The organism is Pseudogemmobacter humi (assembly GCF_900609055.1).
Taxonomy (GTDB): Bacteria; Pseudomonadota; Alphaproteobacteria; order Rhodobacterales; family Rhodobacteraceae; genus Pseudogemmobacter; species Pseudogemmobacter humi.
The window spans coordinates 18,331-41,240 of sequence record NZ_UXAW01000083.1 but is presented as its reverse complement, the minus strand read 5'-3'; the positions used below and the strand labels follow the sequence as shown (position 1 = coordinate 41,240).

At 67.9% G+C, this 22,910-nt stretch carries 19 protein-coding genes and 1 tRNA gene; 8 read left to right on the top strand and 12 right to left on the bottom strand.

Annotated features, from left to right (window positions below):
• Positions 1 to 84 precede the first annotated feature (84 nt).
• From XINFAN_RS14440 to dtd, 3 genes are read left to right on the top strand one after another with little or no spacing between them, the layout of a single operon-like run.
• Positions 85 to 1,062: a phosphoribosylaminoimidazolesuccinocarboxamide synthase gene (locus XINFAN_RS14440; RefSeq protein WP_124087597.1), complete on the top strand. Its 978-nt coding sequence runs from the start codon at positions 85 to 87 to the stop codon at positions 1,060 to 1,062.
• Positions 1,059 to 1,994 carry a carbohydrate kinase family protein gene (locus XINFAN_RS14435; protein WP_124087571.1) on the top strand — a complete coding sequence of 312 codons (936 nt, stop codon included), beginning with the start codon at positions 1,059 to 1,061 and terminating at the stop codon, positions 1,992 to 1,994. The genes XINFAN_RS14440 and XINFAN_RS14435 overlap by 4 nt, the downstream gene beginning before the upstream one ends.
• Positions 1,991 to 2,434, top strand: a complete 444-nt coding sequence (dtd, locus tag XINFAN_RS14430) for a D-aminoacyl-tRNA deacylase (RefSeq protein WP_124087570.1) — start codon at positions 1,991 to 1,993, stop codon at positions 2,432 to 2,434. The genes XINFAN_RS14435 and dtd overlap by 4 nt, the downstream gene beginning before the upstream one ends.
• Before the next feature lie 18 nt (positions 2,435 to 2,452).
• Here dtd and XINFAN_RS14425 read toward each other — a convergent pair whose 3' ends face one another.
• From XINFAN_RS14425 to XINFAN_RS14415, 3 genes are all read right to left on the bottom strand, one after another.
• Positions 2,453 to 2,989, bottom strand: coding sequence for a hypothetical protein (locus tag XINFAN_RS14425; RefSeq protein ID WP_124087569.1), 537 nt, complete (start codon positions 2,987 to 2,989; stop codon positions 2,453 to 2,455).
• 90 nt (positions 2,990 to 3,079) lie between these two features.
• Positions 3,080 to 4,972, bottom strand: a complete 1,893-nt coding sequence (locus tag XINFAN_RS14420; RefSeq protein WP_124087568.1) for an acyl-CoA synthetase — start codon at positions 4,970 to 4,972, stop codon at positions 3,080 to 3,082.
• A gap of 302 nt (positions 4,973 to 5,274) precedes the next feature.
• The gene (locus XINFAN_RS14415; RefSeq protein WP_124087567.1) at positions 5,275 to 7,074 is read right to left on the bottom strand and encodes an ABC transporter transmembrane domain-containing protein; all 1,800 of its coding nucleotides are present in this window, start codon (positions 7,072 to 7,074) and stop codon (positions 5,275 to 5,277) included.
• A gap of 129 nt (positions 7,075 to 7,203) precedes the next feature.
• Here XINFAN_RS14415 and XINFAN_RS14410 point away from each other — a divergent pair, with 129 nt between their 5' ends.
• From XINFAN_RS14410 to XINFAN_RS14395, 4 genes are all read left to right on the top strand, one after another.
• Positions 7,204 to 8,097: an alpha/beta fold hydrolase gene (locus tag XINFAN_RS14410; protein WP_124087566.1), complete on the top strand. Its 894-nt coding sequence runs from the start codon at positions 7,204 to 7,206 to the stop codon at positions 8,095 to 8,097.
• A 6-nt stretch (positions 8,098 to 8,103) separates the two neighbouring features.
• The gene (gene pcaD, locus XINFAN_RS14405) at positions 8,104 to 8,889 is read left to right on the top strand and encodes a 3-oxoadipate enol-lactonase (protein ID WP_124087565.1); all 786 of its coding nucleotides are present in this window, start codon (positions 8,104 to 8,106) and stop codon (positions 8,887 to 8,889) included.
• The gene (locus XINFAN_RS14400) at positions 8,882 to 9,577 is read left to right on the top strand and encodes an alpha/beta fold hydrolase (RefSeq protein WP_124087564.1); all 696 of its coding nucleotides are present in this window, start codon (positions 8,882 to 8,884) and stop codon (positions 9,575 to 9,577) included. The genes pcaD and XINFAN_RS14400 overlap by 8 nt, the downstream gene beginning before the upstream one ends.
• Before the next feature lie 67 nt (positions 9,578 to 9,644).
• Positions 9,645 to 9,719: transfer RNA gene (locus tag XINFAN_RS14395), tRNA-Gly, on the top strand.
• A gap of 79 nt (positions 9,720 to 9,798) precedes the next feature.
• Here XINFAN_RS14395 and XINFAN_RS14390 read toward each other — a convergent pair.
• The 3 genes from XINFAN_RS14390 to XINFAN_RS14380 form a co-directional block, all read right to left on the bottom strand.
• Positions 9,799 to 10,452, bottom strand: a complete 654-nt coding sequence (locus tag XINFAN_RS14390) for a methionine ABC transporter permease (protein WP_124087596.1) — start codon at positions 10,450 to 10,452, stop codon at positions 9,799 to 9,801.
• A gap of 19 nt (positions 10,453 to 10,471) precedes the next feature.
• A complete protein-coding gene (locus tag XINFAN_RS14385) occupies positions 10,472 to 11,524 on the bottom strand; it encodes a methionine ABC transporter ATP-binding protein (protein WP_124087563.1) in 1,053 nt (350 codons plus the stop codon).
• Between the two features lie 283 nt (positions 11,525 to 11,807).
• A complete protein-coding gene (locus XINFAN_RS14380; RefSeq protein WP_124087562.1) occupies positions 11,808 to 12,608 on the bottom strand; it encodes a MetQ/NlpA family ABC transporter substrate-binding protein in 801 nt (266 codons plus the stop codon).
• 282 nt (positions 12,609 to 12,890) lie between these two features.
• Between XINFAN_RS14380 and XINFAN_RS14375 the strand changes: the two genes are divergently transcribed.
• Positions 12,891 to 13,247, top strand: a complete 357-nt coding sequence (locus tag XINFAN_RS14375) for a DMT family protein (protein ID WP_124087561.1) — start codon at positions 12,891 to 12,893, stop codon at positions 13,245 to 13,247.
• 53 nt (positions 13,248 to 13,300) lie between these two features.
• On the opposite strand, the gene XINFAN_RS14370 is transcribed toward XINFAN_RS14375, so the two are convergent.
• The 6 genes from XINFAN_RS14370 to recN form a co-directional block, all read right to left on the bottom strand.
• Positions 13,301 to 16,135, bottom strand: a complete 2,835-nt coding sequence (locus tag XINFAN_RS14370; RefSeq protein WP_124087560.1) for an Rne/Rng family ribonuclease — start codon at positions 16,133 to 16,135, stop codon at positions 13,301 to 13,303.
• Between the two features lie 497 nt (positions 16,136 to 16,632).
• Positions 16,633 to 17,079 (bottom strand): hypothetical protein, encoded by a 447-nt coding sequence (locus XINFAN_RS14365; RefSeq protein WP_124087559.1) that lies wholly within the window; start codon positions 17,077 to 17,079, stop codon positions 16,633 to 16,635.
• 75 nt (positions 17,080 to 17,154) lie between these two features.
• A complete protein-coding gene (locus tag XINFAN_RS14360) occupies positions 17,155 to 18,483 on the bottom strand; it encodes a sigma-54-dependent transcriptional regulator (protein ID WP_124087558.1) in 1,329 nt (442 codons plus the stop codon).
• Positions 18,484 to 18,490: 7 nt separating this feature from the next.
• The gene (locus tag XINFAN_RS14355) at positions 18,491 to 20,239 is read right to left on the bottom strand and encodes a sensor histidine kinase (protein WP_124087557.1); all 1,749 of its coding nucleotides are present in this window, start codon (positions 20,237 to 20,239) and stop codon (positions 18,491 to 18,493) included.
• 70 nt (positions 20,240 to 20,309) lie between these two features.
• Positions 20,310 to 20,978: a phosphoribosylformylglycinamidine synthase subunit PurQ gene (purQ, locus tag XINFAN_RS14350; protein WP_124087556.1), complete on the bottom strand. Its 669-nt coding sequence runs from the start codon at positions 20,976 to 20,978 to the stop codon at positions 20,310 to 20,312.
• Between the two features lie 257 nt (positions 20,979 to 21,235).
• A complete protein-coding gene (gene recN, locus XINFAN_RS14345) occupies positions 21,236 to 22,879 on the bottom strand; it encodes a DNA repair protein RecN (RefSeq protein ID WP_124087555.1) in 1,644 nt (547 codons plus the stop codon).
• Positions 22,880 to 22,910: the final 31 nt, after the last annotated feature.

The following is a 22,910-nucleotide window of genomic DNA, read 5'->3' as shown; positions in this document are numbered from 1 at the left end:
GCGGCGCCCCCCTCCGCCCGTTGACAGAGGCGCGCGCTCTGCCCATAGCAGCGCGGACATCAACCCCAGCGAGGCCGCATCATGGTGATCGATCTTTCCCGCGTGTTGCCCGAGGCCCGGATCCCCGAACTGCCCAACCCCTATTTCGGCAAGGTGCGCGACTGCTACGATCTGCCGCCCTCGGACGGTTTCCCCAACGGGCGGCGGATCCTGATCTCGTCGGACCGGATCTCGGCCTTCGATCGCATCCTCGCCGCCATCCCCTGTAAGGGCCAGGTGCTGACCCAGGTCGCGCGCTGGTGGTTCGACCGCACCGCAGACATCTGCGCCAATCATGTCGTCGCCTACCCGGACCCCAACGCGGTGATCGGGCGGCGCGTGAGCATCCTGCCGGTGGAAGTCGTGGTGCGCGGTTATCTGGCCGGGACCACCTCGACCTCGATCCTGACGCAATACCGCAAGGGCGCGCGCGAGATGTATGGCCACCGCCTGCCCGAGGGGCTGAGGGACAACGAAGCCCTGCCCCATGCGATCATCACCCCCACCTCGAAAGCCTTCGACGGCGGTCATGACGAGCCGCTGACCGCCGCCGACATCCTTGCCCAGGGCCTGCTGACCCAGGCGCAATGGGAGGAGGTCTCCGACAAGGCGCTGAAACTCTTCGCTTTCGGGCAGCGGGTTGCGGCAGAGCGCGGGCTGATCCTCGTCGACACCAAATACGAATTCGGGGTGGACGAGACCGGCAGGATCCTGCTCGCCGATGAGATCCACACCCCGGATTCCAGCCGCTACTGGATCGCCGACGGCTACGAGGCGGCGCTCGCGGGCGGCACCAGGCCGCCCTCCTTCGACAAGGATGTGATCCGCTCCTGGGTGGCGGCACGCTGCGATCCCTACAAGGATCCGGTCCCCGAGATCCCGCCGGAGATGATCGCGCAGACCGCCGGAGTCTATATCGAGGCTTACGAGCGCATCACCGGCGAGGCTTTCCTGCCCGACACCAGCGGAGAGACGCCGCTCGCGCGGCTGCGGGAAAATCTCGCGCCTTACTTCCAGAGATGATCCTCAGCTGCGGCGAGGCGCTGATCGACATGCTGCCGCGCGCCACGGTTGCGGGCGAAAGCGGCTTCCTGCCCTGCCCCGGCGGCGCGGTGTTCAACACGGCGATCGCGCTCGGGCGGCTCGGCGCGCCTTCGGCCTTCTTCTCGGGCGTCTCGACGGATCTGTTCGGCGGGATGCTGACTGAGGCGCTGCGGGCCTCGAACGTGGACATCTCGCGGCTCGCGCGCTCGGGGCGCCCGACGACGCTGGCCTTCGTGACGCTCGACGGCGGCGAGGCGCGCTATGCCTTTTACGACGAGAACACCGCGGGGCGGATGCTTTGCGAGGCCGATCTGCCCGAACTGACGCCGGACATCAGCGCGCTGTTCTTCGGCGGTATTTCCCTCGTGAGCGAGCCCGCCGCGAGCGCCTATGAGGCGTTGCAGGCAAAGGCGGCGCCCTCGCGGCTGATCATGCTCGATCCCAATATCCGGCCCGGCTTCATCGCCGGGCGCGAGGCGGCGACCCGCGCGCGGCTGGCGCGGATGATCGAGCGGGCCGATATCGTGAAGCTCTCGACAGACGATCTGTGCTGGCTGGAGGGGGAAGGCGATCGCGCCGCACAGGCCCGCACGATCCTGACCCGCGGGCCGAAACTCGTGTTCCTGACCGAAGGCGCGCGAGGCGCCCGCGCCTTCGGCGCCGAACATGATTGCCGCCTGCCCGCGCGGGCGGTCACCGTGGCGGATACGGTCGGCGCGGGCGATACGTTCAACGCGGGCGTGCTGGCCGCGCTGCACGAGGCCGGCGCGCTGACCAAAGCCGCCGTCGCCTCGGCGGATGCGGCGCTGCTGGCGCGCTGCCTCGATCTCGGCATCCGCGCCGCGGCCGTCACCGTTTCGCGTCCGGGCGCCGATCCGCCCTGGCGTCACGAGCTGGGAGAGAAAGCATGAGAGCCATCCTGCAACGTGTCCTCCGCGCCGAAGTCGCGGTGAACGGCGAAACCGTGGGCCGGACCGGCCCCGGGCTGATGATCCTCGTCTGCGCCATGCAGGGCGACGACGAGGCCGCGGCGGAAAAGCTGGCGGCGAAGATCGCGAAGATGCGGATCTTCAAAGACGATCAGGGCAAGATGAACCTCTCGGTGCGCGACACCGGCGGCAGCGCGCTGGTGGTCAGCCAGTTCACCCTCGCCGCCGATCTGCGCGGCAACCGCCCCGGTTTCTCGACCGCCGCCGCCCCCGAACAGGGCCAGCGGCTTTACGAGCATTTCGCGGCGGCCCTTGCGCGCGAGGGGGTGCCGAACCAGACCGGCATCTTCGGCGCCGATATGCAGGTGAGCCTGATCAACGACGGGCCGGTGACGATCTGGATCGACACCGCCCAGCCCTGAGCCTTTCAGCCGCAAGCCTCAGTTGAACGGATTGGACGGCGCGGTCGGGCTGCCCGAGGTTATGGTGCCGCCGCATTCGATCAGCGCGTCGATCGAGGCGCGCGAGCCCGCCAGCGAATAGCTCTGCACATCGCGCCCGTCTTTTGCGCGCAGAAACAGCGTGTTGCCCCTGGCGATCTCCATCACGAAATCCACCGCCGCATCGCTGTCGGGCAAGGTGAACTGCACCGAATTCTGGCTGAGCCGCGCGTTGGTCAGATCCCATTTCGGCTTTTTGTCGATCTGCACCTGAAGATCGGCATTCTGCCCCGAGCCGAAATCCCAGGCGGTCGAGAAGAACTGCAACTGGATCGCGGAATCCTGGAACACCCAGATCGCGAAATTCTCGGCATCCGATCCGACCATGGCGCGGCAGGCGATGTCGCCGTCATCCCAGGCGTGGATATCCACTTTCCAGTGTTTGTGCTGGAACAGCACCTCCGACTGCTGCGCCAGCCCCGGTAACGCCACGCTGGCGGCGATTGCCAGCCCTGCGAAAAACCTGCCGAAAAGCATCTTCGGGTTCCTTCATCTGTCTTCTCGCAGCCAGATTGCGGGGAAAGACGGGAATCGGCAAATGAAAACTCCCGTCATGATCGCGGGCCTTTATTCCGCCCATTCCCACGGCCGGGTGAAGCCGCCCAGCACCGCGTCGACCGCCGCGCGGTCGGTGCCGCCCGACTTCGCGATCCGCGCGACGAGGCCGCGCTTCTTGTCCTCGATCACCTCGGCCACGCTCAGTTGCAGGCCCGCCTTGCGCAGGGCCTCGTCATAGATCCGGGTGATGGCGAGGCGGCGCAGATCGGGTTTGAACACCTTGCCCACCGCGGTTTTCGGCAGCTCCGGCAGGATGCCGATGAACTTCGGCTCGGCCGCGCGTTCCGAAATATGGCGCGCGGCATAGTCCATCAGTTCCGCGGGTGTCGCGGTGGAGCCCGCGACCAGTTCGACATAGGCGCAGGGCAGTTCCCCCGCATGCAGATCGGGCTGGCCGATCGCGCCGACCATGGCGACGGCGGGATGGCCCATCAGCGCCTCTTCGATCACCGCCGGGTCGATGTTGTGGCCGCCGCGGATGATCAAATCCTTGGCGCGGCCGGTGATGAACAGATAGCCGTCCGGGTCGATCCGCCCGAGGTCGCCGGTGCGCAGGAAGCGGCCTTCGGCGAAGAGATCGCGGTTCTTGTCGATCTCGGTATAGGTCGAGCCCTCGAACACGCCGGGGCTGGCGACGCAGATCTCGCCCACCTCGTCGGTGGCCGCCTCGGTGAAGCCGCCGTTGCCGTTGCGGTTGAGGATCTTCACATGGGTATAGGGGAACGGCAGGCCAACCGAGCCGATCTTCTTCTCGCCCTCGGGCGGGTTGACCGAGACGAGGCAGGTGCATTCGGTCAGCCCGTAGCCCTCGACGATCTCGACCCCGGTTTCCTTTTTGAAGCGGTTGTACAGCTCGACCGGCAGGGGCGCCGAGCCCGAGAAGCCGTTCTTCAGGCTGGAGATGTCGGCATCGACCTTGCGCTGCATCAGCGCGGCCAGCGCGGTCGGCACGGTGATCAGATAGGTGCAGCGGTAGCGCTCGATCAGTTTCCAGAGATTGTCGAACACCCCCTCGCCGCGATAGCCGGCGGGGGTGGGAAAGACCACATGGGCGCCGGAAGCGATCATCGACATCAGGATCGGATAGACCGCGAAGACATGGAACAGCGGCAAGGGGCACATGACCACATCGGTCTCGCGGAACAAAAGCGTCCCGCCGATCCAGCCGTTGTAGACCATGCCCGAGACCTTGTGCTGCGCGACCTTGGGCATGCCGGTGGTGCCGCCGGTGTGGAAATAGGCGGCCACCCGGTCGGCGGGATCGTCGGTAAAGCTCAGCCGGTCGCCGGGCTGGCGGGCGAGTTCGGCATGGAACGAGCGCACCACCGCGGTATGCTGCACCGGGTTCTTCGGGCGAACCAGCGGCACGATGAATTTCTTCACGCCGGTCAGATACGTCAGCAGATCGACTTCCAGCACATGTCTGACGCCCGGCGCGTGGCGCACCGCCTCGGCCACCTTCTGGGCGATGTCGGTCTTGGGAAAGGCGCGCAAAGTCACCACCACCTTCGCCTTCGTCTCGCGCAGGATCGACGAGATCTGCTCGGGCTCCAGCAGCGGATTGATCGGATTGGCGATCCCCGCGACCATGCCGCCCAGCAGGGTGACGGCGGTTTCCATCGTGTTCGGCAGCACATAGGCCACCACATCCTGCGGCCCGACACCGAGGCTGCGGAACAGATTGGCCGCGCGGGTGACCCGGGTGTGAAGCTCCGCCCAGCTCACGGTGACTTTCGGCGCATCGGGGGCGGAAAAAAGCTGATAGCTGATCGCGGGGCGCGCGCCATGCGCGGCCTTCGCGCGCGAGAGATAGTCATACATCGTCTTTGCGACATCGCGGTCCTGCCAGGGGGCTTCCGCCTCAAGCCCGCGCATATCGGCCAGCGTCGCAAAGATCGTCATGGTCTTCCTCCCCTTCGCCCCCCGTCTCCCGCCGGGGGCTTCATCGAATGTGCCGGGACGGGACGCGGTTGCCAACCGGAAATCGGGCGCGAAACGCAACGTCAGACCACCGGGGTCAGACCACCGGGCCTTGCGGCCCGGTTGCGCGCCGCGCGGGGGGTATTTGGGTCAGGATGAAAGCCCCGTCACGGCAGGAGGGGCGCCGCCGCGCTGCTGCGCGGGGCAAAGCGCGGCCCGTGGCTGCCTGCTGACGAGAATGCGCATCCGGCGCCCGCGGGGGGCCGGGCCGATTTTCCCGGGGCTCAGGCCGCGGCGCCGTCGGTGAATTGCAGCCGCGCCAGCCGCGCATAGAGCCCGCCGCCCGAGACCAGCTGATCATGGCTGCCCTCGGCGATGATCCTGCCCTGGTCGAAGACCACGATCCGGTCGGCGCGTTTCACCGTCGCCAGCCGATGCGCCACCACCAGCGTGGTACGGCCCTGCGAGAGCGTCTCGAACGCGCGCTGCACCGCGCTTTCGCTTTCGGCGTCCAGCGCCGAGGTGGCCTCGTCGAGAAGCAGCACCGGCGCATCGCGCAATATCGCGCGGGCGATGGCGATGCGCTGACGCTGGCCGCCCGAAAGCATCACGCCACGCTCGCCCAGCGGGCTGTCGTAGCCCTGCGGCAGGCCGGCGATGAACTCATGCGCGGCCGCCGCGCGGGCGGCTTCCTCGACCTCGGCATCCGAGGCCGAGGGGCGGCCGAAGCGGATGTTCTCGCGCGCGGTGGCCGCGAAGATCACCGGATCCTGCGGCACGAGGGCGATTGCCTCGCGGAAATCGGCCCGCGCCAGTTCGGGGAGCGCGATCCCGTCCAGCGTGATCCGGCCCGCCTGCGGATCGTAAAAGCGCAACAGCAGTTGCAGGATGGTGGATTTCCCCGCCCCCGACGGCCCGACCAGCGCCACCGTCTCGCCGGGGCGGATGGTCAGCGTGATCCCTTCCAGCGCCGCGGTGCCGGGCCGCGTCGGATAGCGGAAAGTGACATCCTCGAAAGCGATCGCGCCGCGCACCGGGCGCGGCAGGGCGCGCGGCGCGGGCGGATCCTGCACGCTGTCCTCGATCTCAAGCAGTTCCACCAGCCGCTCGGTCGCGCCCGCGGCGCGCTGCAACTCGCCCCAGATCTCGGAAAGCGCGCCGACGGATCCGGCGACGATCACCGCATAGATCACGAACTGGATCAGCTCGCCCACGCTCATCGCGCCTTCGCGCACGTCGCGCGCGCCGATCCACAAGACACCGACCACCCCGGCGAAGACGAGGAAGATCACGATCACCGTCATCACCGCGCGGGTGGCGATCCGGGTCTTCGCGGAACGGAAGCTCTCCTCGGTGACGCGCGCGAAATCGGCGCGGGTGGCGTCTTCATGGGTGCTGGCCTGCACGGTCTGCACCGCCGACAGCGCCTCGGCCGCCATGCCCGAGGAACTGGCGATCCAGTCCTGGTTCTCGCGCGACAGCCGCCTGAGCCGCCGCCCCAGCACCACGATGGGCACCACCACGGCGGGCACGATCAGCAGGACCAGCCCGGTCAGCTTGGCCGAGGTCAGAAGCAGCATCACCATGCCGCCGATCAGCATCAGCAGGTTGCGCAAAGCGACCGAGACCGAAGAGCCGATCACCGACAGGATCAGCGTCGTATCGGTGGTGATGCGCGAGACCACCTCGCCGGTCAGCGTTTTCTCGAAGAAGGCGGGCGACAGGCCGGTCACCCGGTCAAAGACCTTGCGGCGGATATCGGCCACCACCCGCTCGCCAAGCCGCGTCACCACATAGTAACGCAGCCCGGTGCCAAGCGCGAGCAGCGCCGCGATCAGCAGGAAGGCCCCGAAATAATCGTCGAGCATGGAAAGCTGGTGCTCGCCGAACCCGTCCACCACCCGGCGCACCGCGAGCGGCAGCACAAGGCTGACCCCCGCCGTCAGCACCAGCGCGAACAGCGCCAGCGCGATCATGCCGCGATAGGGCCGCAGGAACGGGGCCAGCCCCCCAAGCGCCGCCACCTGGCGCGAGGGCGCGCGGTCCCCGGTTTCGGCGCTGGCTGTCTTCGGCTTGCGGGCCATGGGGCGTCCTTTTCGCTCGGTCCGGGCGGATTTAAGGCCTGCGCGCCCCCCGGGCAAGCGCTGGATTGCCGCGCCCCCTTTTCCTCGCGGCCCGGGGGTTGCAATCTGGCCCTCAAACAAGGAGCGCCGATGTCGTCCGGAACGCAATTCTTCACCGCCGCCGACGGGGCGCGGCTGGCCTGGCTGGATCAGGGGGCGGGACTGCCGGTCCTGTGCCTCGCGGGGCTCACGCGCGGGAAAGAGGATTTCGACCCTGCCCTGCCGGCGCTGACCGGCGCGCGGGTGATCCGCATGGATTACCGCGGCCGGGGCGAGAGCGCCTTCACCAGCGCCGCCAGCTATACCCCGGCGCAGGAGGCCGCGGATGCGCTGGCGCTGCTCGATCATCTGGGCGTGGCGCGGGCGGCGGTGCTGGGCACCTCGCGCGGCGGGCTGATCGGGATGCTGCTGGCGGCGCATGCGAAGGACCGGCTTCTGGGCCTCTGTCTGAACGACATCGGGCCCGTGGTGGAGCGCGACGGGCTTTTGCGTATCCTCGATTACCTCGGCCTGCCGCCGCAGGCGCGCAGTCTGGACGAGATGGCCGCGCTGCTGGCCCGGGGCAGTCCGGGGTTCCGGGACGTGCCCGCGCCGGACTGGCAGGCGATGGCGGCGCGGCTGTTTCGCGAGACGCCCGAAGGGCTCGCCCTGCGCTACGACCCGGCCCTGCGCGAGAGCTTCCTCGCCGGGTTCGACCCCGAGGCCCCGCCCCCGGATCTCTGGCCCTGGTGGCAGGCGGCGGCGGGGCTGCCGGTCGCGCTGATCCGCGGCGCGAACTCCGATCTGCTGAGCCTTGCGACCGTCGAAAGGATGCGCGAAACCCGCCCCGATCTGATCTTTGCCGATGTGCCGGACCGTGGCCATGTGCCCTTCCTGAACGAGCCGCCCGCGGTGGAGGTTTTGCAAGCCTGGCTCAGGCTGATCAGGGAAACCGAACATTCCGCGGCGGATACCGCCGCAAATTCACCTGCTGGTTTTACATAATCGAACATGCCGCTGATTTACCTGCCCGATCTGCGCCTCAACACCCGGCTCGATGGCCCCGAGGGCGGGCCGCCCCTGATCCTGATCCATGCGCTCGGGCTGAGCCATGAGATCTGGGATCCTCTGGTCGCGCGCCTGCCCGGTCACCGCATCCTGCGCTTTGATCTGCGCGGTCATGGCGCCAGCGACCGCCCGCCCGCGCCCTATACGATGGGCAGTCTGATCCGCGATACCGAGCGCCTCGCCGATCATTTCGCGCTGAAAGAGACGGTGGTGATCGGCCTGTCGATCGGCGGGATGATCGCCCAGGGTCTCGCGGTCAAACGGCTGGACCTGGTGCGCGGCCTCGTGCTGTCGAACACCGCCGCGCGGATCGGCACTGCGGCCGGGTGGCACGATCGCATTGCGCTGGTGCGCGAGCAGGGACTGGAGGCCGTGGCCGATGCCACGATGGAGCGCTGGCTGGGGCGCAACTGGCGCGCCTCGCCCGCAATGCCCGATCTGCGCGCGCGGCTGCTGGCCACCCATCCCGAGGGCTGGGCCGGCTGCGCCGCCGCCATCGCCGGCACCGACTTCTACGAAACCACCGCCACTTTGCGCCTGCCGGCGCTGGCCATCGCAGGCGCGCATGACGGCTCGACCCCGCCGGATCTGGTGCGCGAGACGGCAGAGCTGATCCCCGGCCACCGCTTCCGCCTGATCCGCGGCGCGGGCCATATCCCCATGGCCGAGCGCCCCGACGATTACGCCGAAGCGATCCGCGAGTTCCTGACCGGCATCGGCCATGTCTGAGGCGGAGTTCCTGCTGATCCACGGCTCCTGCCACGGCGCCTGGTGCTGGCATCGCCTGATTCCGGCGCTGGCGGAGCGCGGCCACCGGGCCCGCGCCATCGACCTGCCGCGCCACCCAGGCGTCAGCCTGCAAGACCAGGCCGGGGCGATCCTCGCCGCGCTGCCGCGCCCCGCGATCCTGCTCGGCCACTCCGCCGGCGGCCTGCCCATCACCGCCGCCGCCGAGACAGATCCCGCCCGCATCCGCGCCCTGGTCTGGCTTTGCGCCTTTATCCCGCATGACGGCGCCTCGGTCGCCAGCCTGCGCCGCGCGCAAAGCCGCCAGCCGCTGCCGCCCGCGATCCGCGTCGCCGGAGACAGCTACAGCTTCGCCCCCGACCGCCTGCGCGACCTGTTTTACCATGATTGCAGCGACGAGGATTACGCCCTCGCCGCCCGCAATCTCTGCCCCGAGCCTATCGCCCCGCAGGAAACCCCGCTGCGCGTCAGCGCACGCTCGCAGGATCTGCCGCATTTCGCCCTGCTCTGCGAGGAAGACCGCGCCATCCCGCCCGAGGCGCAGGAAGAGATGGCGCGCACCATCCCGCCCGCGAATCGCTTCCGTCTGGACTGCGGCCATTCGCCCTTCTTCGCGCGCCCGCAGGAGACCGCCGCGATGCTGGCCGAAATCGCCGCACGGCTGAGATGAGGATTTTTCACATCCCCCCTTGCGGGCGCCGCCCGGCTTCGCTAGATCACCGCCATCCGGGACCGGCGCGGGCGTAGCTCAGGGGTAGAGCATAACCTTGCCAAGGTTAGGGTCGGGCGTTCGAATCGCCTCGCCCGCTCCAGTCCCGGATCTGAAATTCCCACGGATAATCAGATCATTGCGCAGCCCGGCTTAGCCAGGGCGATGCGCCGCATCACGCCTCAGCGGTGGTCGATGCGCCGTGCAAGCGCATCTCCGGCCCATTGCATGATCGAAACCATCACGATCAGGATCACCACCACCGCCACCATCACCGCGGTCTCGAACCGCTGATAGCCGTAGCGGATGGCGATATCGCCGAGGCCGCCGGCCCCCACCGCCCCCGCCATGGCCGAGGCGCCGATCAGAGTCACCATGGTCACGGTGAAGCCCGAGACGATCCCGGGCAGCGCCTCGGGGATCAGCACCTCGCGCAGGATGGTGGCCCGCGTCGCCCCCATGGCGCGGGCGGCGTCGATCAGGGCGCGGTCCACCTCGCGCAAAGACACCTCGGCCACCCGGGCGAAATAAGGCGCCGCCGCGAGCGTCAGCGGCACGATGGCCGCCGCGATGCCGATGGCCGAACCCACGATCAGCCGGGTCAGCGGAATCACCGCAACCAGCAGGATGATGAACGGAACCGAGCGCAAAGCGTTGACCAGCCCGCCGAGGCTGCGGTTGATCCAGAGGTTCTGGAATATGCCGCCGCGGTCGGTGGTGACCAGCACCAGCGCGAGCGGCAGGCCGATCACGAAAGACAGCGCCCCCGAGATGCCGGTCATCACCACCGTCTCCCATATGCCGCGCAACAGCAGGTCGAACATCGGCCGCGTCATCGCCCAGCCCAGCAGAAAATCAAATGTCTGAGGGGACATAGCCCAGCACCTCGATCGCGGTGGTTTCAGGTTGCAGCCGGGCGGTGACCGCGCCGACCAGCGCCGGATCGCCGGTCCCGAGCGCGAGGAACAGCCGCCCGTAGGGCTCGCCCTGGACATCGTTCAGCCCGCCATGAACCAGCCGCGCCGGGCGGCCGGTGATCGCCTCGATCTCCGCCAGCAGCGGGCGCCGCGCGGCGGGGCCGTAAACATCGACCCGGATCAGCGCCTGATCCCCCTGGGGCGCGATCCGCGCCGCGAGATCGGCGGGCAGCACCGGCGACAGGCCGCGCAGAAGGCTGCGCGTCGTATCGGTCTGCGGCGAGGCGAGGACGCGGGCGACCGGCCCCTCCTCGACGATGCGGCCGGCGTCCAGCACCAGCACCCGATGCGCGATCTGGCGCACGACCTCCATCTCGTGGGTGATCATCAGGATGGTCAGGCCGAGCTGGCGGTTCACATCGCCCAGAAGATTGAGGATCGACTGGGTGGTCTCAGGGTCAAGCGCCGAGGTCGCCTCATCCGACAAGAGCAGCAGCGGCTCGGGCGCCAGCGCCCGGGCGATGCCGATGCGCTGCTTCTGCCCGCCGGAAAGCTGGGCGGGATACATATCGGCCTTGTCCGCAAGGCCGACCAGATCCAGCAGCTCCATCACCCGCCGCAGCCGCGCCGCCTTCTCCACCCCGGCGATTTTCAGGGGCAGGGCCACGTTCTGCGCCACGGTCTTTGCCGACAGCAGATTGAAATGCTGGAAGATCATACCGATCCGGCGGCGCACCGGGTTGAGCGCCTGTTCCGACAGCGTGGAAATATCGGTTCCGTCGATCACCACCCGCCCCGCCTGCGGCCGGTCCAGCCCGTTCAGACAGCGGATCAGCGTCGATTTCCCGGCGCCCGAGCGACCGATCAGCCCGACGATCTCGCCACGCGCAAGCGTCAGCGAGATGTCATCCAGCGCTGGCCGGTCCGAAAACCGCCGCACGACGTTTTCCAGCCGCACGACGGGCGCGGCGGCCGCTTGCGCTGTGGTCATTTCTCATTCCTTCGATCCATCGGGCAGCGCGCGCCCGGGTCCGTCCGCCGGAAAGGGGGCTCTCGAAAATGCAGGCCTGAACCAATGGCGACGGCATCTTCACCCCTCGCGCCTGCGGCGCTCACCCCCCTTGGGTATTTGGATCAGGGTGAAAGGGCTTTCACCTTGACTTAAATACCCCCGCCGGAGGCTTCCCGGTTTCCGCCCATGGCTTGCGTCCGAAGCAGAAAACCAGAACGCCCGGGGTGGCCGGGCGCCCTGATCTGGTCTCATATCCTGGTTCTTACCAGGCGGGAACCGCCGCGCCCTTGTAAGCCTCGGCATAGGCCTGTTTCACGGCATCGTTCTGGAACGCCTGTTGCAGAGCGGCGACCCAGGGCGCGTCCTTGTCCTCGGTCCGCACCGCGATGAAGTTGGTATAGGGGTTGTTCTCGCCCGCTTCCTGGGCGATCCGGTGGTCGAGCAGGTCGGCCTTGGCCGCCCAGTCGGTGTTGACCACCGCCGCATCCAGATCGTCGATGGCGCGGCCCACGACGCCCGCATCCAGCTCGCGCAGGTCGTAGTTCCTGGGGTTCTCGCTCACGTCGATCACGGTGGCGAGGATGCCGGCCTCGGGGCGGACGGTGATCAGGCCGAGCTGTTCCAGCACCTTGAGCGCGCGGCCGCCGTTCGAGGGATCGTTCGGCACGCCGATCACCGCGCCCTCGGGCAGCGCCTCGATGCTGTCGTATTTCCTGGAATAGAGCCCGATCGGGAAGATCGCCGTGTCGATGGCGATCGAGATCTCATAACCATGGGCCGCGATCTGCGCGTCGAGATAGGGGCCGTGCTGGAAGGCGTTGGCGTCGATTTCCTTGCGGGCCAGCGCCTCGTTGGGCTGGGTGTAGTCGTTGAAGATCACCGTCTCGATCTCAAGCCCGAGCGGTTTCGCCTGTTCGGCCACCACGGCCCAGACGGATTCGTCCTCGCCGCCCATGATGCCGACCTTCAGCTTCGTGGTATCGGCATGGGCCAGCGGCGCCGCCAGCGCGGCGGCGGCCAGCGCCAGCGCGGCGCGGCGGGTCAGAGTGAAAAGCGATGTCATAGCCTCGGCCTCGTTCGGTAAACCGGCGGAACAGCCCCGCCGCAAGCTGTGCGGAATATCCTCCCGGCGGGGAAAAGGTGCAAGCCTTCGCAAAGGAACAGCGTTTCGTTCAAACCGCATCCGAAAGAACGGAATTGGCGTTTTACGCGCGGCGGCGCGGGAATTTCCCCGCATGGTTTCCCCGGTGCGCAAAGGCGCGCGAATCCCTGGCCCGCATCCCCCTTGCGCGCGGCCGCGCGCCGGATCAGGCTGCGGCCGATTCCCCTGTTATCGGTGCGCCGAATGCTCAGCCTGCCCGTTCCGCTCGTCACGATCCTGCTGCTGATCGCGTCGAACATCTTCATGACCTTCGCCTGGTATGGCCATCTGAAAGACGGCATGGAGGCGCCGCTGATGAAGGTCATCCTGATCAGCTGGGGCATCGCCTTCTTTGAGTACTGCCTGATGGTTCCGGCGAACCGCATCGGTTACGGCCATTTCAGCGCGGCGCAGCTCAAGACCATCCAGGAGGTGATCACCCTGACGGTTTTCGCCGCTTTCTCGGTGCTTTACCTGAAAGAGCCGCTGATGTGGAACCATCTGACCGGCTTCGCCTTCATCGCCCTCGGAGCGTTCTTCATCTTCCACGAATGGGGCTGAGGCGGATGTGAAAAGGGGGCCCTGCGGCCCCCTTTCGGATCGTCATGCTATGATCAGCGGCCGAGCGACCACCAGCCCTTGCGGCGGGGTTTCGACCCGTCGTCATCGGCTTCGGCCTCCGTCTCTGCCTCGGCGGGCGCGGTTTCGGCGAAACCGGGATCGGTCTGAAGCGCCCCGGCCGCAGCCTCCTGGGCCACGAGGCCCGGATCGGCGACCAGTTCCGGCAGCGCCTGCGCGGCAGGGGCTTCGGCGACGGCCGGCACGGCTGCGGCATCTTCAGGCGCCGGCGCTTCCGCCACCGGTTTTTTCGCGCGCGAGCTGCTGGTGCGGGTGGTCTTCGGCTTCGCGGCCGCCTTCACCGGCTTTTCCGCCGCCTCGCTGCCCCCGTCCGCTTCGACCGGAGCCGCCGCGGCCTTCGTGCGGCTGCTGCTGCGTTTCGCCGGGGCTTTCGCGGCTTTCGGCGCGGGCGTCTCTGCCTCTGCCTCTGCGCCTGCCACGGCCGCATCCTCTGCGGGTGCGGCCACCGCATCGGCGGCGGCCTCCGCCGCTTTGGCCTTGCTGCGCGAGCGGGTGGCGCGTTTCGGCTTCGGCGCCGCTTCCGGGGCGGCTTCCGCGGTCACCGGCACAACGGCTTCTGCGGCCTCGTCCGGCTGTTCGGAAACCGCTTCGCCCTCTTCGCCATCCTCGAAACCGTCCTCGTCATCGGCCTCATCGCCCGAATCGGTGGCACCTCCCTCGGCGCCCTGCCCGTCGCGGCTGCCCCCCCGGCGGCGGCGGCGGCGGCGGCGCTTCTTCTTGCCGCCCGCATCGCCGTTTTCTTCAGAGGCGGCGGCAACCGGCGCAGCCGTGGTTCCGGCCACGACGGCCTCCTCCACGTCCTCTTCTCCTTCGATCTCGTCGACGAGATCCTCGTCCTCTTCATCCACCGGCGCGCCCATCAGCCCGGCATGGCCCGAGATCACCTGGCTCGGTTCGGGCACGTTGCGGGTGGCGGTCTTGAACTTCTCGATCGCGTAATCGGGCGAGACCAGCGAGGGGTCGGCCTCCATCCTGACCGCCATGCCGTAGCGGGTCTCGATCAGGGCGATATGCTCGCGCTTGTGGTTGAACAGATAGTTCACGATGCCAACCGGCGCCTTCAGCAGCACCTCTTTCGAGCGTTTGCGGGTGCCCTCTTCCTCAAGCGCGCGCAGGATGGTCAGCGCCATGGAATCATCCGAGCGGATCAGCCCGGTGCCGTGGCAATGCGGGCAGGGCTGGGTGGTCGATTCCAGCATGCCGGGCCGCAGGCGCTGGCGCGACATCTCCATCAGGCCAAAGCCCGAGATGCGGCCGATCTGGATCCGGGCGCGGTCGGTTTTCAGCTTGTCTTTCAGGCGCTTCTCGACGGCGGCGTTGTTCTTGCGCTCTTCCATGTCGATGAAGTCGATCACGATCAGACCGGCGAGGTCGCGCAGGCGCAGCTGGCGGGCCACCTCGTCGCAGGCTTCCAGGTTGGTCCTGAGCGCGGTGTCCTCGATCGAGCCTTCCTTGGTCGCGCGGCCCGAGTTCACGTCGATGGCGACCAGCGCCTCGGTGACGCCGATCACGATATAGCCGCCGGATTTCAGCTGCACCACCGGGTTGAACATGCCGCCGAGGTAGCTTTCGACCTGGAAGCGGGCGAAGAGCGGGTTCGGCTCGTCGTAGCGCTTCACCTGTTTGGCGTGGCTGGGCATGATCATGCGCATGAAGTCTTTGGCGGTGCGGTAGCCCGCCTCGCCCTCGACCAGCACCTCGTCGATCTCGCGGGTGTAGAGATCGCGGATCGTGCGCTTGATCAGATCGCCTTCCTCATAGATCGCGGCGGGCGCGACCGAGCGCAGGGTCAGATCGCGGATCTGTTCCCAGAGCCGCATGAGGTATTCGTAATCGCGCCGGATTTCCGGCTTGGTGCGCTTGGCACCCGCGGTGCGGATGATCAGCCCGGCGCCTTCCGGCACCTCCAGCTCGCCCGCGATTTCCTTCAGTTTCTTGCGATCCGTCGCCTGGGTGATCTTGCGCGAGATGCCACCGCCGCGCGCGGTGTTGGGCATCAGCACGCAGTAACGGCCGGCGAGCGAGAGATAGGTGGTCAGCGCCGCACCCTTGTTGCCGCGCTCTTCCTTGACGACCTGGACCAGCATGATCTGCCGGACCTTGACCACTTCCTGGATCTTGTATTTGCGCAGACGCGGGCGGCGCGGCGCGGAAATCTCTTCCGCCACATCCTCTTCGGCGATCGACTCGATCTCGTCGGCCCGGTCGGAGGCCGGGGTGATGCCGCCGTTCTCGCCGTTCTCGTCACCGTTCTCTTCGGCCGGGGCCGCGGAGGATTCCGCCTCCGCGCCGTCGTCGGCGCGCCCGTGCGGGCCCTCGTTGCCGATGCTGCCCTGCGGTTCCTCGTCGCCGATGATCCCATGCGCGCCCTCGTCACCGAGGTCGATCACTTCCATCGCCTCGGAGGCCGTCTCTGACGGCGCATCGCCCGACACCACCGGATCGGCGGCCGCCCGCTCGGCGCGCGGCGCGGGTTTGCGGCGGCGCGAGCGGCGGTTGTCCTCTTCCTCTTCCTCGCGGGCGAGCGCCCGTTCCTCGGCAAGCAGCGCCTGACGGTCGGCGACCGGGATCTGGTAGTAATCGGGATGGATTTCCGCGAAAGCGAGGAAACCGTGCCGGTTCCCGCCGTAATCCACGAAGGCCGCCTGAAGCGAGGGTTCGACCCGCGTCACCTTGGCAAGGTAGATGTTCCCCGCCAGTTGCCGCTTGTTCAGGGTTTCAAAGTCGAACTCCTCGACCTTGTTTCCGTCCACCACCACCACGCGGGTTTCTTCCGCATGGGTGGCGTCGATGAGCATTTTCTTAGCCATAATGTTCCATTGCGCCCCAAGCGCAAAGCGCCTCCCGGCGGACCGGAAGGCGGATCATACGTTTCAGGGCGGCTTGTCTGAGCGGGGGCGGCGGGCACAGCCGGGCGGACCCTGCCCGTGGGGCAGACCTCGCCTGTCGCTGCAATGCTCGCGCGCCTCATCGCGGTTACTTTCAGGGGGACAGAGCCCCCCGCCTTTCTGACCTCGCGGGCGACGAACGCTTGCGCGCCGCATCCGTCCGGCAATGTGCACAGCCTTGCGGCCGATCCGGCTCCCGGTCATTCGCGGCACGGATCATCGCGCCGGGACGAAGGAAGGGGAGAGAATACCTCAGGCGGCTTCACGCCCGCCCTGGCCCGAACCTGGAGGAAAGGGGGGTAAAACACAATGATAAAATACAGCGACAGCATGTCGGCTTTCGCCCGGCCAGCCGGAAGGGACAGCTCTGCCCCTTTCCGTTGTGGGATCGCCGTCCCGGCCCCGCCCGCGCAACCGTCTCAGGCCTGGACGATGACAACCTCGCGGCGGCCACCCAGCACCAGAACGAGGCCGGTCACGAGGAAAATCGTCCCGAGGAAAAACCCAAAGAAGGCCGAAGCCCCGACCATGATCCCCGCGCCAATGGTCGCACCAGCTGCCGCGACAGCCTCCTGACCGGCGCCGGCCTGCGCCACGACCTCTTGCGCGGCCAGGCCAGAGAGGACCGTCATCGACAGCGGCAGTGCAAGGAAGCAGGCTCCTGCGATCAGGCTGCCGCGGCCCCAGGCCCGCCGTCCGGTGGGGGCGGTGAAGGCCATTACGCTGACGACGACCAGCGCCGCAATCACAACAAGCGGCGGCCCCGCCTGATTGCCTTTCAGCAGCGCCGCGGCGAGAGGGGTCAGTGCCACGAAGGTGAGAAGGCCGAACAGAATAGTTGCCAAAAGCTTTCCGATGAAACGCATATGTGATCTCCTGCGGTATACCGCAGGAGATCTCGCCCAGTTTTCAGGCGAAATACCGACCGAAGCCGGGCATCTTCAGGTATAATCCTGCCGCTGAAGCCCGTATTTCGCCATCTTCTCGTTCAGCGTCCGGCGCGGCAGGCACAATTCATCCATCACCGCGACGATGCTGCCCTTGTGGCGGCGCATGGTGTTGTCGATCAGCATCCGCTCGAAGGCCTCGACATATTCCTTGAGGGGCTTGCCTTCGGTGGTCATCGCCGGGCCGGTGGCCTCGTTGTCGGCCATCAGCAGCGACGCGATGGAACCCGAGCCGCGCCGGTTCTGCAACACCGCGCGTTCGGCGATGTTCACCATCTGCCGCACATTGCCCGGCCAGGGCGCCTGGAGAAGCTGCGCCGCCTCCTGCGCGGTCACCTGCGGCGCGTCGCAGCCGTATTCCTCGGCGAATTGCTCGGAGAGCCGGGTGAAGAGTTGCAGGATATCCTCGCCGCGCGCGCGCAAGGGCGGCAGCACGATGGTCATCGCGCCCAGCCGGTAGAACAGATCCGGCCGCAAAGCCTGTTCCAGCGTCAGATCCGGGGCCTGCTGGTTGCGGATCGCGATGATCCGGGTCTCGGGCGGCAGGCCCTGGTCGTTGATGAAGGTCAGAAGCCGCGCCTGCAAACCCTGGCTGAGCGCCTCGATATCTTCCAGACAGAGCGTGCCGCCGCGCGCCTCCTCGACCAGCGGGATCGCGCCATCCTCGCCGGGGCCGAACAGTTTCGCGGTGAGCTGATCCTCGGACCAGGCCGCGCAGGAGATGGTGACGAATTTCTTCGAGGCCCGCGGCCCCACCGCATGCAGCGCATGGGCCACCAGGGTCTTGCCGGTGCCGGTCTCGCCGTCGATCAGCACATGGCTGTCGGCCTGGCCGAGATCGAGGATATCCTCGCGCAGCCGCTCCATCGCGGGCGAGGTGCCCACCAGCTTGTGCATGATGGTCGAGCCGTCCGACAGCTCCTTTCGCAGCGCGCGGCTGTCGAGCGTCATCCGCCGGGACTGGGTGGCCTTCTTCGCGAGTTCGGTCATCCGGTCCGGGTTGAACGGCTTTTCCAGGAAGTCGAACGCCCCCACCCGCATCGCCTCGACCGCCATCGGCACGTCGCCGTGGCCGGTGATCATGATCACCGGCAGGCCGCTGTCCTGGCTCATCAGCTTTTTCAGAAACGCCATGCCGTCCATGCCGGGCATCTTGATGTCCGACACCACCACGCCCGGGAAATCCGGGCCGATCGCCTTCAGCGCATCCTCGGCCGAGGGGTAGGTCTCGGTGTCGAACCCCGACAGCGCCAGCCACTGGCTGATCGAGGCCCGCATATCCGCCTCGTCATCGACGATCGCCACTTTCATCGCTCGTGCCATTCAGCTTTCACTCCGCTGCTTGCTGTTCGTGGCCCAGGATCGGCAGCTGCATCTCGAACACCGCGCCGCCCTCCTCGCCATTATGGGCGGTGAGCCGTCCGCCCAGATCGGTGACGATCCCCGACGAGATCGCCAGGCCAAGCCCGACCCCCTCGCCCGGTTTCTTCGTCGTGTAGAACGGCTCGAAAAGATGGTCGAGATCGGTGATCCCGTGACCGTTGTCGCGCACCGTCAGCGTCGCCGTCTCGCCCGCCGAAAGAAGCAGGTCGATCTGCGGCGACGACACGTCCTTGATCGCGTCAAGCGAATTGCGCAGAAGGTTGATGATCACCTGCTCCAGCCGGATCCGGTCGGCCATGACCATGACCGGCTGGCGCGGCAGGCCACGGGTGATGCGCACCACGCGGCTTTTGAGCTGCGGCTCCATCATCGCCAGCGCCGAAGAGATGCACATCCGCAGATCGACCGGCTCGAACGCCTCGCCGCCCTTCCGCGCATAGCTCTTGAGCTGCCGGGTGATCGAGCCCATCCGCTCGATCAGATCGTCGATGCGCTGGAACGAGGACAAAGCCTCGTCCGGGCGCCGCCGCTGCAACAACAGCCGCGCCCCGGCGAGATAGGTCTTCATCGCGGCAAGCGGCTGGTTCAATTCGTGACTGACGGCGGCCGACATCTCGCCCAGCACGGCGAGTTTAGAGGATTGCTCCAGCGTCTGCTCGGCGACCTGGAGGTTGGCCTCGACCTTCTCGCGCTCGGCGATCTCGCGTTGCAGCCGCGCGTTCAGGGCGCGCAGCTCGGCCGATTCCCGTTGCAGGCTGAGCGACCGCGACCAGGCCCGCCGGGTCAGGAAATAAAACGCGATGGACATCAGAATCGCGAAACCCATGATTTCCAGCGCGAGGATGCCATTCACCTTCTCGCGCACCTGGACGTAATCGGTGAAGGTGACGATGCGCCAGCCGCGGAACGGGATCCGCGCCTCGGTCTTCATCACCGGCACGCCCTGCATCCAGGCGTCGGGCCTGGGCCGCGCCCAGTCGGTCGAGGCCTGGAAGGCGCGTTCCAGCGCGCTGGTGGGCTCGGTCTCGGCCATGGCGTCGTTCAGCGCCTTGCCGCGCCAGGACGGCACCGTGGTCAGAATGACCGTGCCCTCGCTGTTCGTCACCACCACCGCGTCGTTCAGCCCCGACCAGGCGCGCTCGTATTTCAGGAGATCGACCGAGACGACGATGACGCCCAGCACCTTGCCATCGCCGCGGATCGCGCGGGAATAGCTGAAATCATAGCCGCCCGAGTCGCGCGGGGTGGAGGTGAAGATCGTCTCGTTGGTGCGTTGCGCGTCGATGAAATAGCTTTCCGAGCGGAAATTGGCGCCAAGGATGTTGCGGTTGGTCGCCCCCACCACCCGCCCGTCGCCGTCGAGCAGCCGGATCGAGGCCACACCGATCTCGGATTGCAGCGCGATCAGCTTGGCGGGGGTGCGCGAGAAATTCCCGTCCTTCAGCGCCTGGATCAGATCGGGGTCGCGCGCCAGCAAAAGCGGCACCACCGAGGTGCGCTGCAATTCCGAGACGAGGTTGCCGGAATACAGCGCCAGCCGCACGTCGCTGCGGTTGCGGGTCGAATCGATGAATCGCTCGGTCAGCCAGCGGTTCGAGACCAGCACCACGCCGATGGCCGCAAGGATCAGCAAAAGCACGACCAGCTTGACCCGCCAGGGCAGGCCCTGGGGCGTCTCGGCGGTTTGGTCGGTCATGCCGGATGCGCGCTCGCTGAACATGGCGCTAAACTAGATTGCGCCCGGCGGCCCCTCAAGGCAATGCCCCTCAGGCCAGCGCCAACCCGCCCATGAGCGAGGCAAACAGCGCCGCACCATCGGAGGAGCCATGGAGCGGCTCGTAAGCGCGCTCGGGATGCGGCATCATACCGAGCACCCGGCGGTTCTCCGACAGCACGCCCGCGATATCGCCCATCGAGCCGTTGGGGTTGTCGCCATAGGTGAAGGCGATGCGGTCCTGACCTTCCAGCCGTTTCAGCCCTTCGTCGTCCAGGGTGTAATTGCCGTCGTGATGGGCGATCGGCACACGGATCTCCTGGCCCGCGCGATAGCCCGAGGTGAAGGCGCTCTCGGTGGTCGCGACCTTCAGCGTAAGCGTGCGGCAGATGTATTTCAGCCCCTTGTTGCGCATCAGAACGCCGGGCAGCAGCCGCATCTCGGTCAGGATCTGAAAGCCGTTGCAGATGCCGAGGGCATAGCCGCCGCGGTCCGCATGCTTCTTCACCGCCGCGCCGATGGGCGATTGCGCGGCGATGGCGCCGCAGCGCAGGTAGTCGCCATAGGAAAAGCCGCCCGGCACGCCGACGATGTCGGTGCCCTCGGGCAGGTCGCTGTCCTTGTGCCAGACGCGGGTGACCTGAAAGCCGGCCTTCCCGAACGCCACGGCCAGATCGCGGTCGCAGTTCGACCCGGGAAAGGTGATGACGGCGGCTTTCATGGGCGGCACTCCGGCGGCTGCTGACGGGATGGCCCTCTCATAGCGCAAGCCGCGAAGGGTTGCCAGTGGCTGACAGCGGCGCGGGTGGAAAGTGCGGATGCCTCCGGCGGGGGTATTTATATCAAGGTGAAAGGGCTTTCATCCTGATATAAATACCCCCCGCGGAGCGTTCCCCGACCTGCGCCGGGCGCAACCGGCTGCGCTTTCATCCTGCCCGGAATATCCCCGCGCGGCGGGCTTCAGGCCGGGCCGCGGACTCAGGCGCCGATCAGGGCGCGGGCGGCCTCGCGGGCGGCGTCGGTCACCCGGTCGCCCGAGATCATCCGGGCGATCTCCTCGACCCGCTCGCGCTCGGAAAGCGGCACCACGGTGGAGAGCGTCACCTCGTCCACCACCGCCTTCTGCACCCGCCAGTGATGGCGGCCGAGGGCGGCGACCTGGGGCGAATGGGTGACGACCAGCACCTGGGCGCCGAGCGCCAGCGCCTGGAGGCGGCGGCCGACCGCATCGGCGGTGGCGCCGCCGACGCCGCGGTCGATCTCGTCGAAGATCATCGTCAGCCCCTGGCCGCCGCCGGTCAGGCAGACCTTGAGCGCGAGCAGGAAGCGCGAAAGCTCGCCGCCCGAGGCGATGCGGTTCAGGGGGCCGGACGGCGCGCCGGGGTTGGTGGCGACGGTGAAAGTGACCTGATCCCGGCCCTCGGGGCCGGGCTCGCCGGGGGCGACCACGCTGCGGAAGACGGCGCGTTCCATCTTCAGGGGCGCCAGTTCGGCGGCCATCGCGGCATCGAGCCGCTCTGCCGCCGCGCGACGCAGCGCGCCGATGCGCCCGGCCTCAAGCGTGTAATCCGCTTCCGCCGCCGTCAGCGCCCCCGCGAGCCGCCCGAGACCGGCCTCGCCGGCGTCGAGCGCCTCCAGCCGGGCGCGCAGCCCGCCCGCGTGGGTGGCCAGATCGTCCGGCGCGACGCCGTGTTTGCGCGCGAGCGCGCGGATCGCGAACAGGCGTTCCTCGGCGGCCTCCAGCTCGGCCGGGTTGAAGTCCAGAGCCTCAAGGCAGCTCTCCACCCCGGCCTGGGCCTCGGACAATTCGATCATCGCCCGCGACAGCGCCGCGAGCGGCTCTTCCAGCCGGCCGCCGGCGCGGTCCGCCGCCCCCTCCAGCCAGCGCGAAGCGTCGCGCATCCTTCCCTCGGCGCCCTCGTCCGACAGGGCGGCCAGCGCGCGGGCGACATCCTCGCGGATCCGGCCCGCCGCCTGCATCAGCCGCCGCTTCGCATCGAGTTGGGCCTCTTCCCCGGGCTGCGGCGCGAGTTTGTCCAGTTCCTCGACCGCATGGCGCAGGAAATCCTCCTCGGACCGGGCGCGGGCGATCTGCGCCTCGGCCGCGGCCAGAGCCTCGCGGGCCTGGCGCTGCGCGGTCCAGAGGCTGCGCAGGGGCGAGAGGTCATAGCCGGCGAAAGCGTCCAGCAGCGCGCGGTGGCCGCGCGGGTTCAGAAGGCCGCGGTCGTCATGCTGGCCGTGCAGTTCCACCAGGGTCTCGGACAGGCCGCGCAACACCTCGGCCGAGACCCGGCGGTCGTTGGCCCAGGCCTGGCGGCGGCCGTCGGCATGGGCGGCGCGGCGCAGGATCAGTTCGTCGCCGGGATCCACCCCGGCCTCGTCCAGCACCGCCCGCGCGGGATGGCCGGGCGGCAGATCGAAAACGGCGGTGACTTCGCCCTTCTCCGCCCCCTGGCGCACAAGATCCGCGCGGCCCTTCCAGCCCAGCACCATGCCGAGCGCATCCAGAAGGATCGACTTCCCCGCCCCGGTCTCGCCGGTCAGCACGTTGAGCCCCGGCCCCAGTTCCAGCGAGAGCCGATCGATGATCAGAATGTCGCGGATGTCGAGCGAGATCAGCATCTGGACCCTGTTCGCGCAAGGGAGCGGGCCG

What these genes read in the sequence shown, in the direction of transcription:
- XINFAN_RS14435 (WP_124087571.1), top strand. Translation starts at nt 1,059, where the DNA reads ATGATCCTCAGCTGCGGCGAGGCGCTGATCGACATGCTGCCGCGCGCC.
- dtd (WP_124087570.1), top strand. Translation starts at nt 1,991, where the DNA reads ATGAGAGCCATCCTGCAACGTGTCCTCCGCGCCGAAGTCGCGGTGAAC.
- XINFAN_RS14425 (WP_124087569.1), bottom strand. Translation starts at nt 2,989, where the DNA reads ATGCTTTTCGGCAGGTTTTTCGCAGGGCTGGCAATCGCCGCCAGCGTG.
- XINFAN_RS14420 (WP_124087568.1), bottom strand. Translation starts at nt 4,972, where the DNA reads ATGACGATCTTTGCGACGCTGGCCGATATGCGCGGGCTTGAGGCGGAA.
- XINFAN_RS14415 (WP_124087567.1), bottom strand. Translation starts at nt 7,074, where the DNA reads ATGGCCCGCAAGCCGAAGACAGCCAGCGCCGAAACCGGGGACCGCGCG.
- XINFAN_RS14410 (WP_124087566.1), top strand. Translation starts at nt 7,204, where the DNA reads ATGTCGTCCGGAACGCAATTCTTCACCGCCGCCGACGGGGCGCGGCTG.
- pcaD (WP_124087565.1), top strand. Translation starts at nt 8,104, where the DNA reads ATGCCGCTGATTTACCTGCCCGATCTGCGCCTCAACACCCGGCTCGAT.
- XINFAN_RS14400 (WP_124087564.1), top strand. Translation starts at nt 8,882, where the DNA reads ATGTCTGAGGCGGAGTTCCTGCTGATCCACGGCTCCTGCCACGGCGCC.
- XINFAN_RS14390 (WP_124087596.1), bottom strand. Translation starts at nt 10,452, where the DNA reads ATGACGCGGCCGATGTTCGACCTGCTGTTGCGCGGCATATGGGAGACG.
- XINFAN_RS14385 (WP_124087563.1), bottom strand. Translation starts at nt 11,524, where the DNA reads ATGACCACAGCGCAAGCGGCCGCCGCGCCCGTCGTGCGGCTGGAAAAC.
- XINFAN_RS14380 (WP_124087562.1), bottom strand. Translation starts at nt 12,608, where the DNA reads ATGACATCGCTTTTCACTCTGACCCGCCGCGCCGCGCTGGCGCTGGCC.
- XINFAN_RS14375 (WP_124087561.1), top strand. Translation starts at nt 12,891, where the DNA reads ATGCTCAGCCTGCCCGTTCCGCTCGTCACGATCCTGCTGCTGATCGCG.
- XINFAN_RS14370 (WP_124087560.1), bottom strand. Translation starts at nt 16,135, where the DNA reads ATGGCTAAGAAAATGCTCATCGACGCCACCCATGCGGAAGAAACCCGC.
- XINFAN_RS14365 (WP_124087559.1), bottom strand. Translation starts at nt 17,079, where the DNA reads ATGCGTTTCATCGGAAAGCTTTTGGCAACTATTCTGTTCGGCCTTCTC.
- XINFAN_RS14360 (WP_124087558.1), bottom strand. Translation starts at nt 18,483, where the DNA reads ATGGCACGAGCGATGAAAGTGGCGATCGTCGATGACGAGGCGGATATG.
- XINFAN_RS14355 (WP_124087557.1), bottom strand. Translation starts at nt 20,239, where the DNA reads ATGACCGACCAAACCGCCGAGACGCCCCAGGGCCTGCCCTGGCGGGTC.
- purQ (WP_124087556.1), bottom strand. Translation starts at nt 20,978, where the DNA reads ATGAAAGCCGCCGTCATCACCTTTCCCGGGTCGAACTGCGACCGCGAT.
- recN (WP_124087555.1), bottom strand. Translation starts at nt 22,879, where the DNA reads ATGCTGATCTCGCTCGACATCCGCGACATTCTGATCATCGATCGGCTC.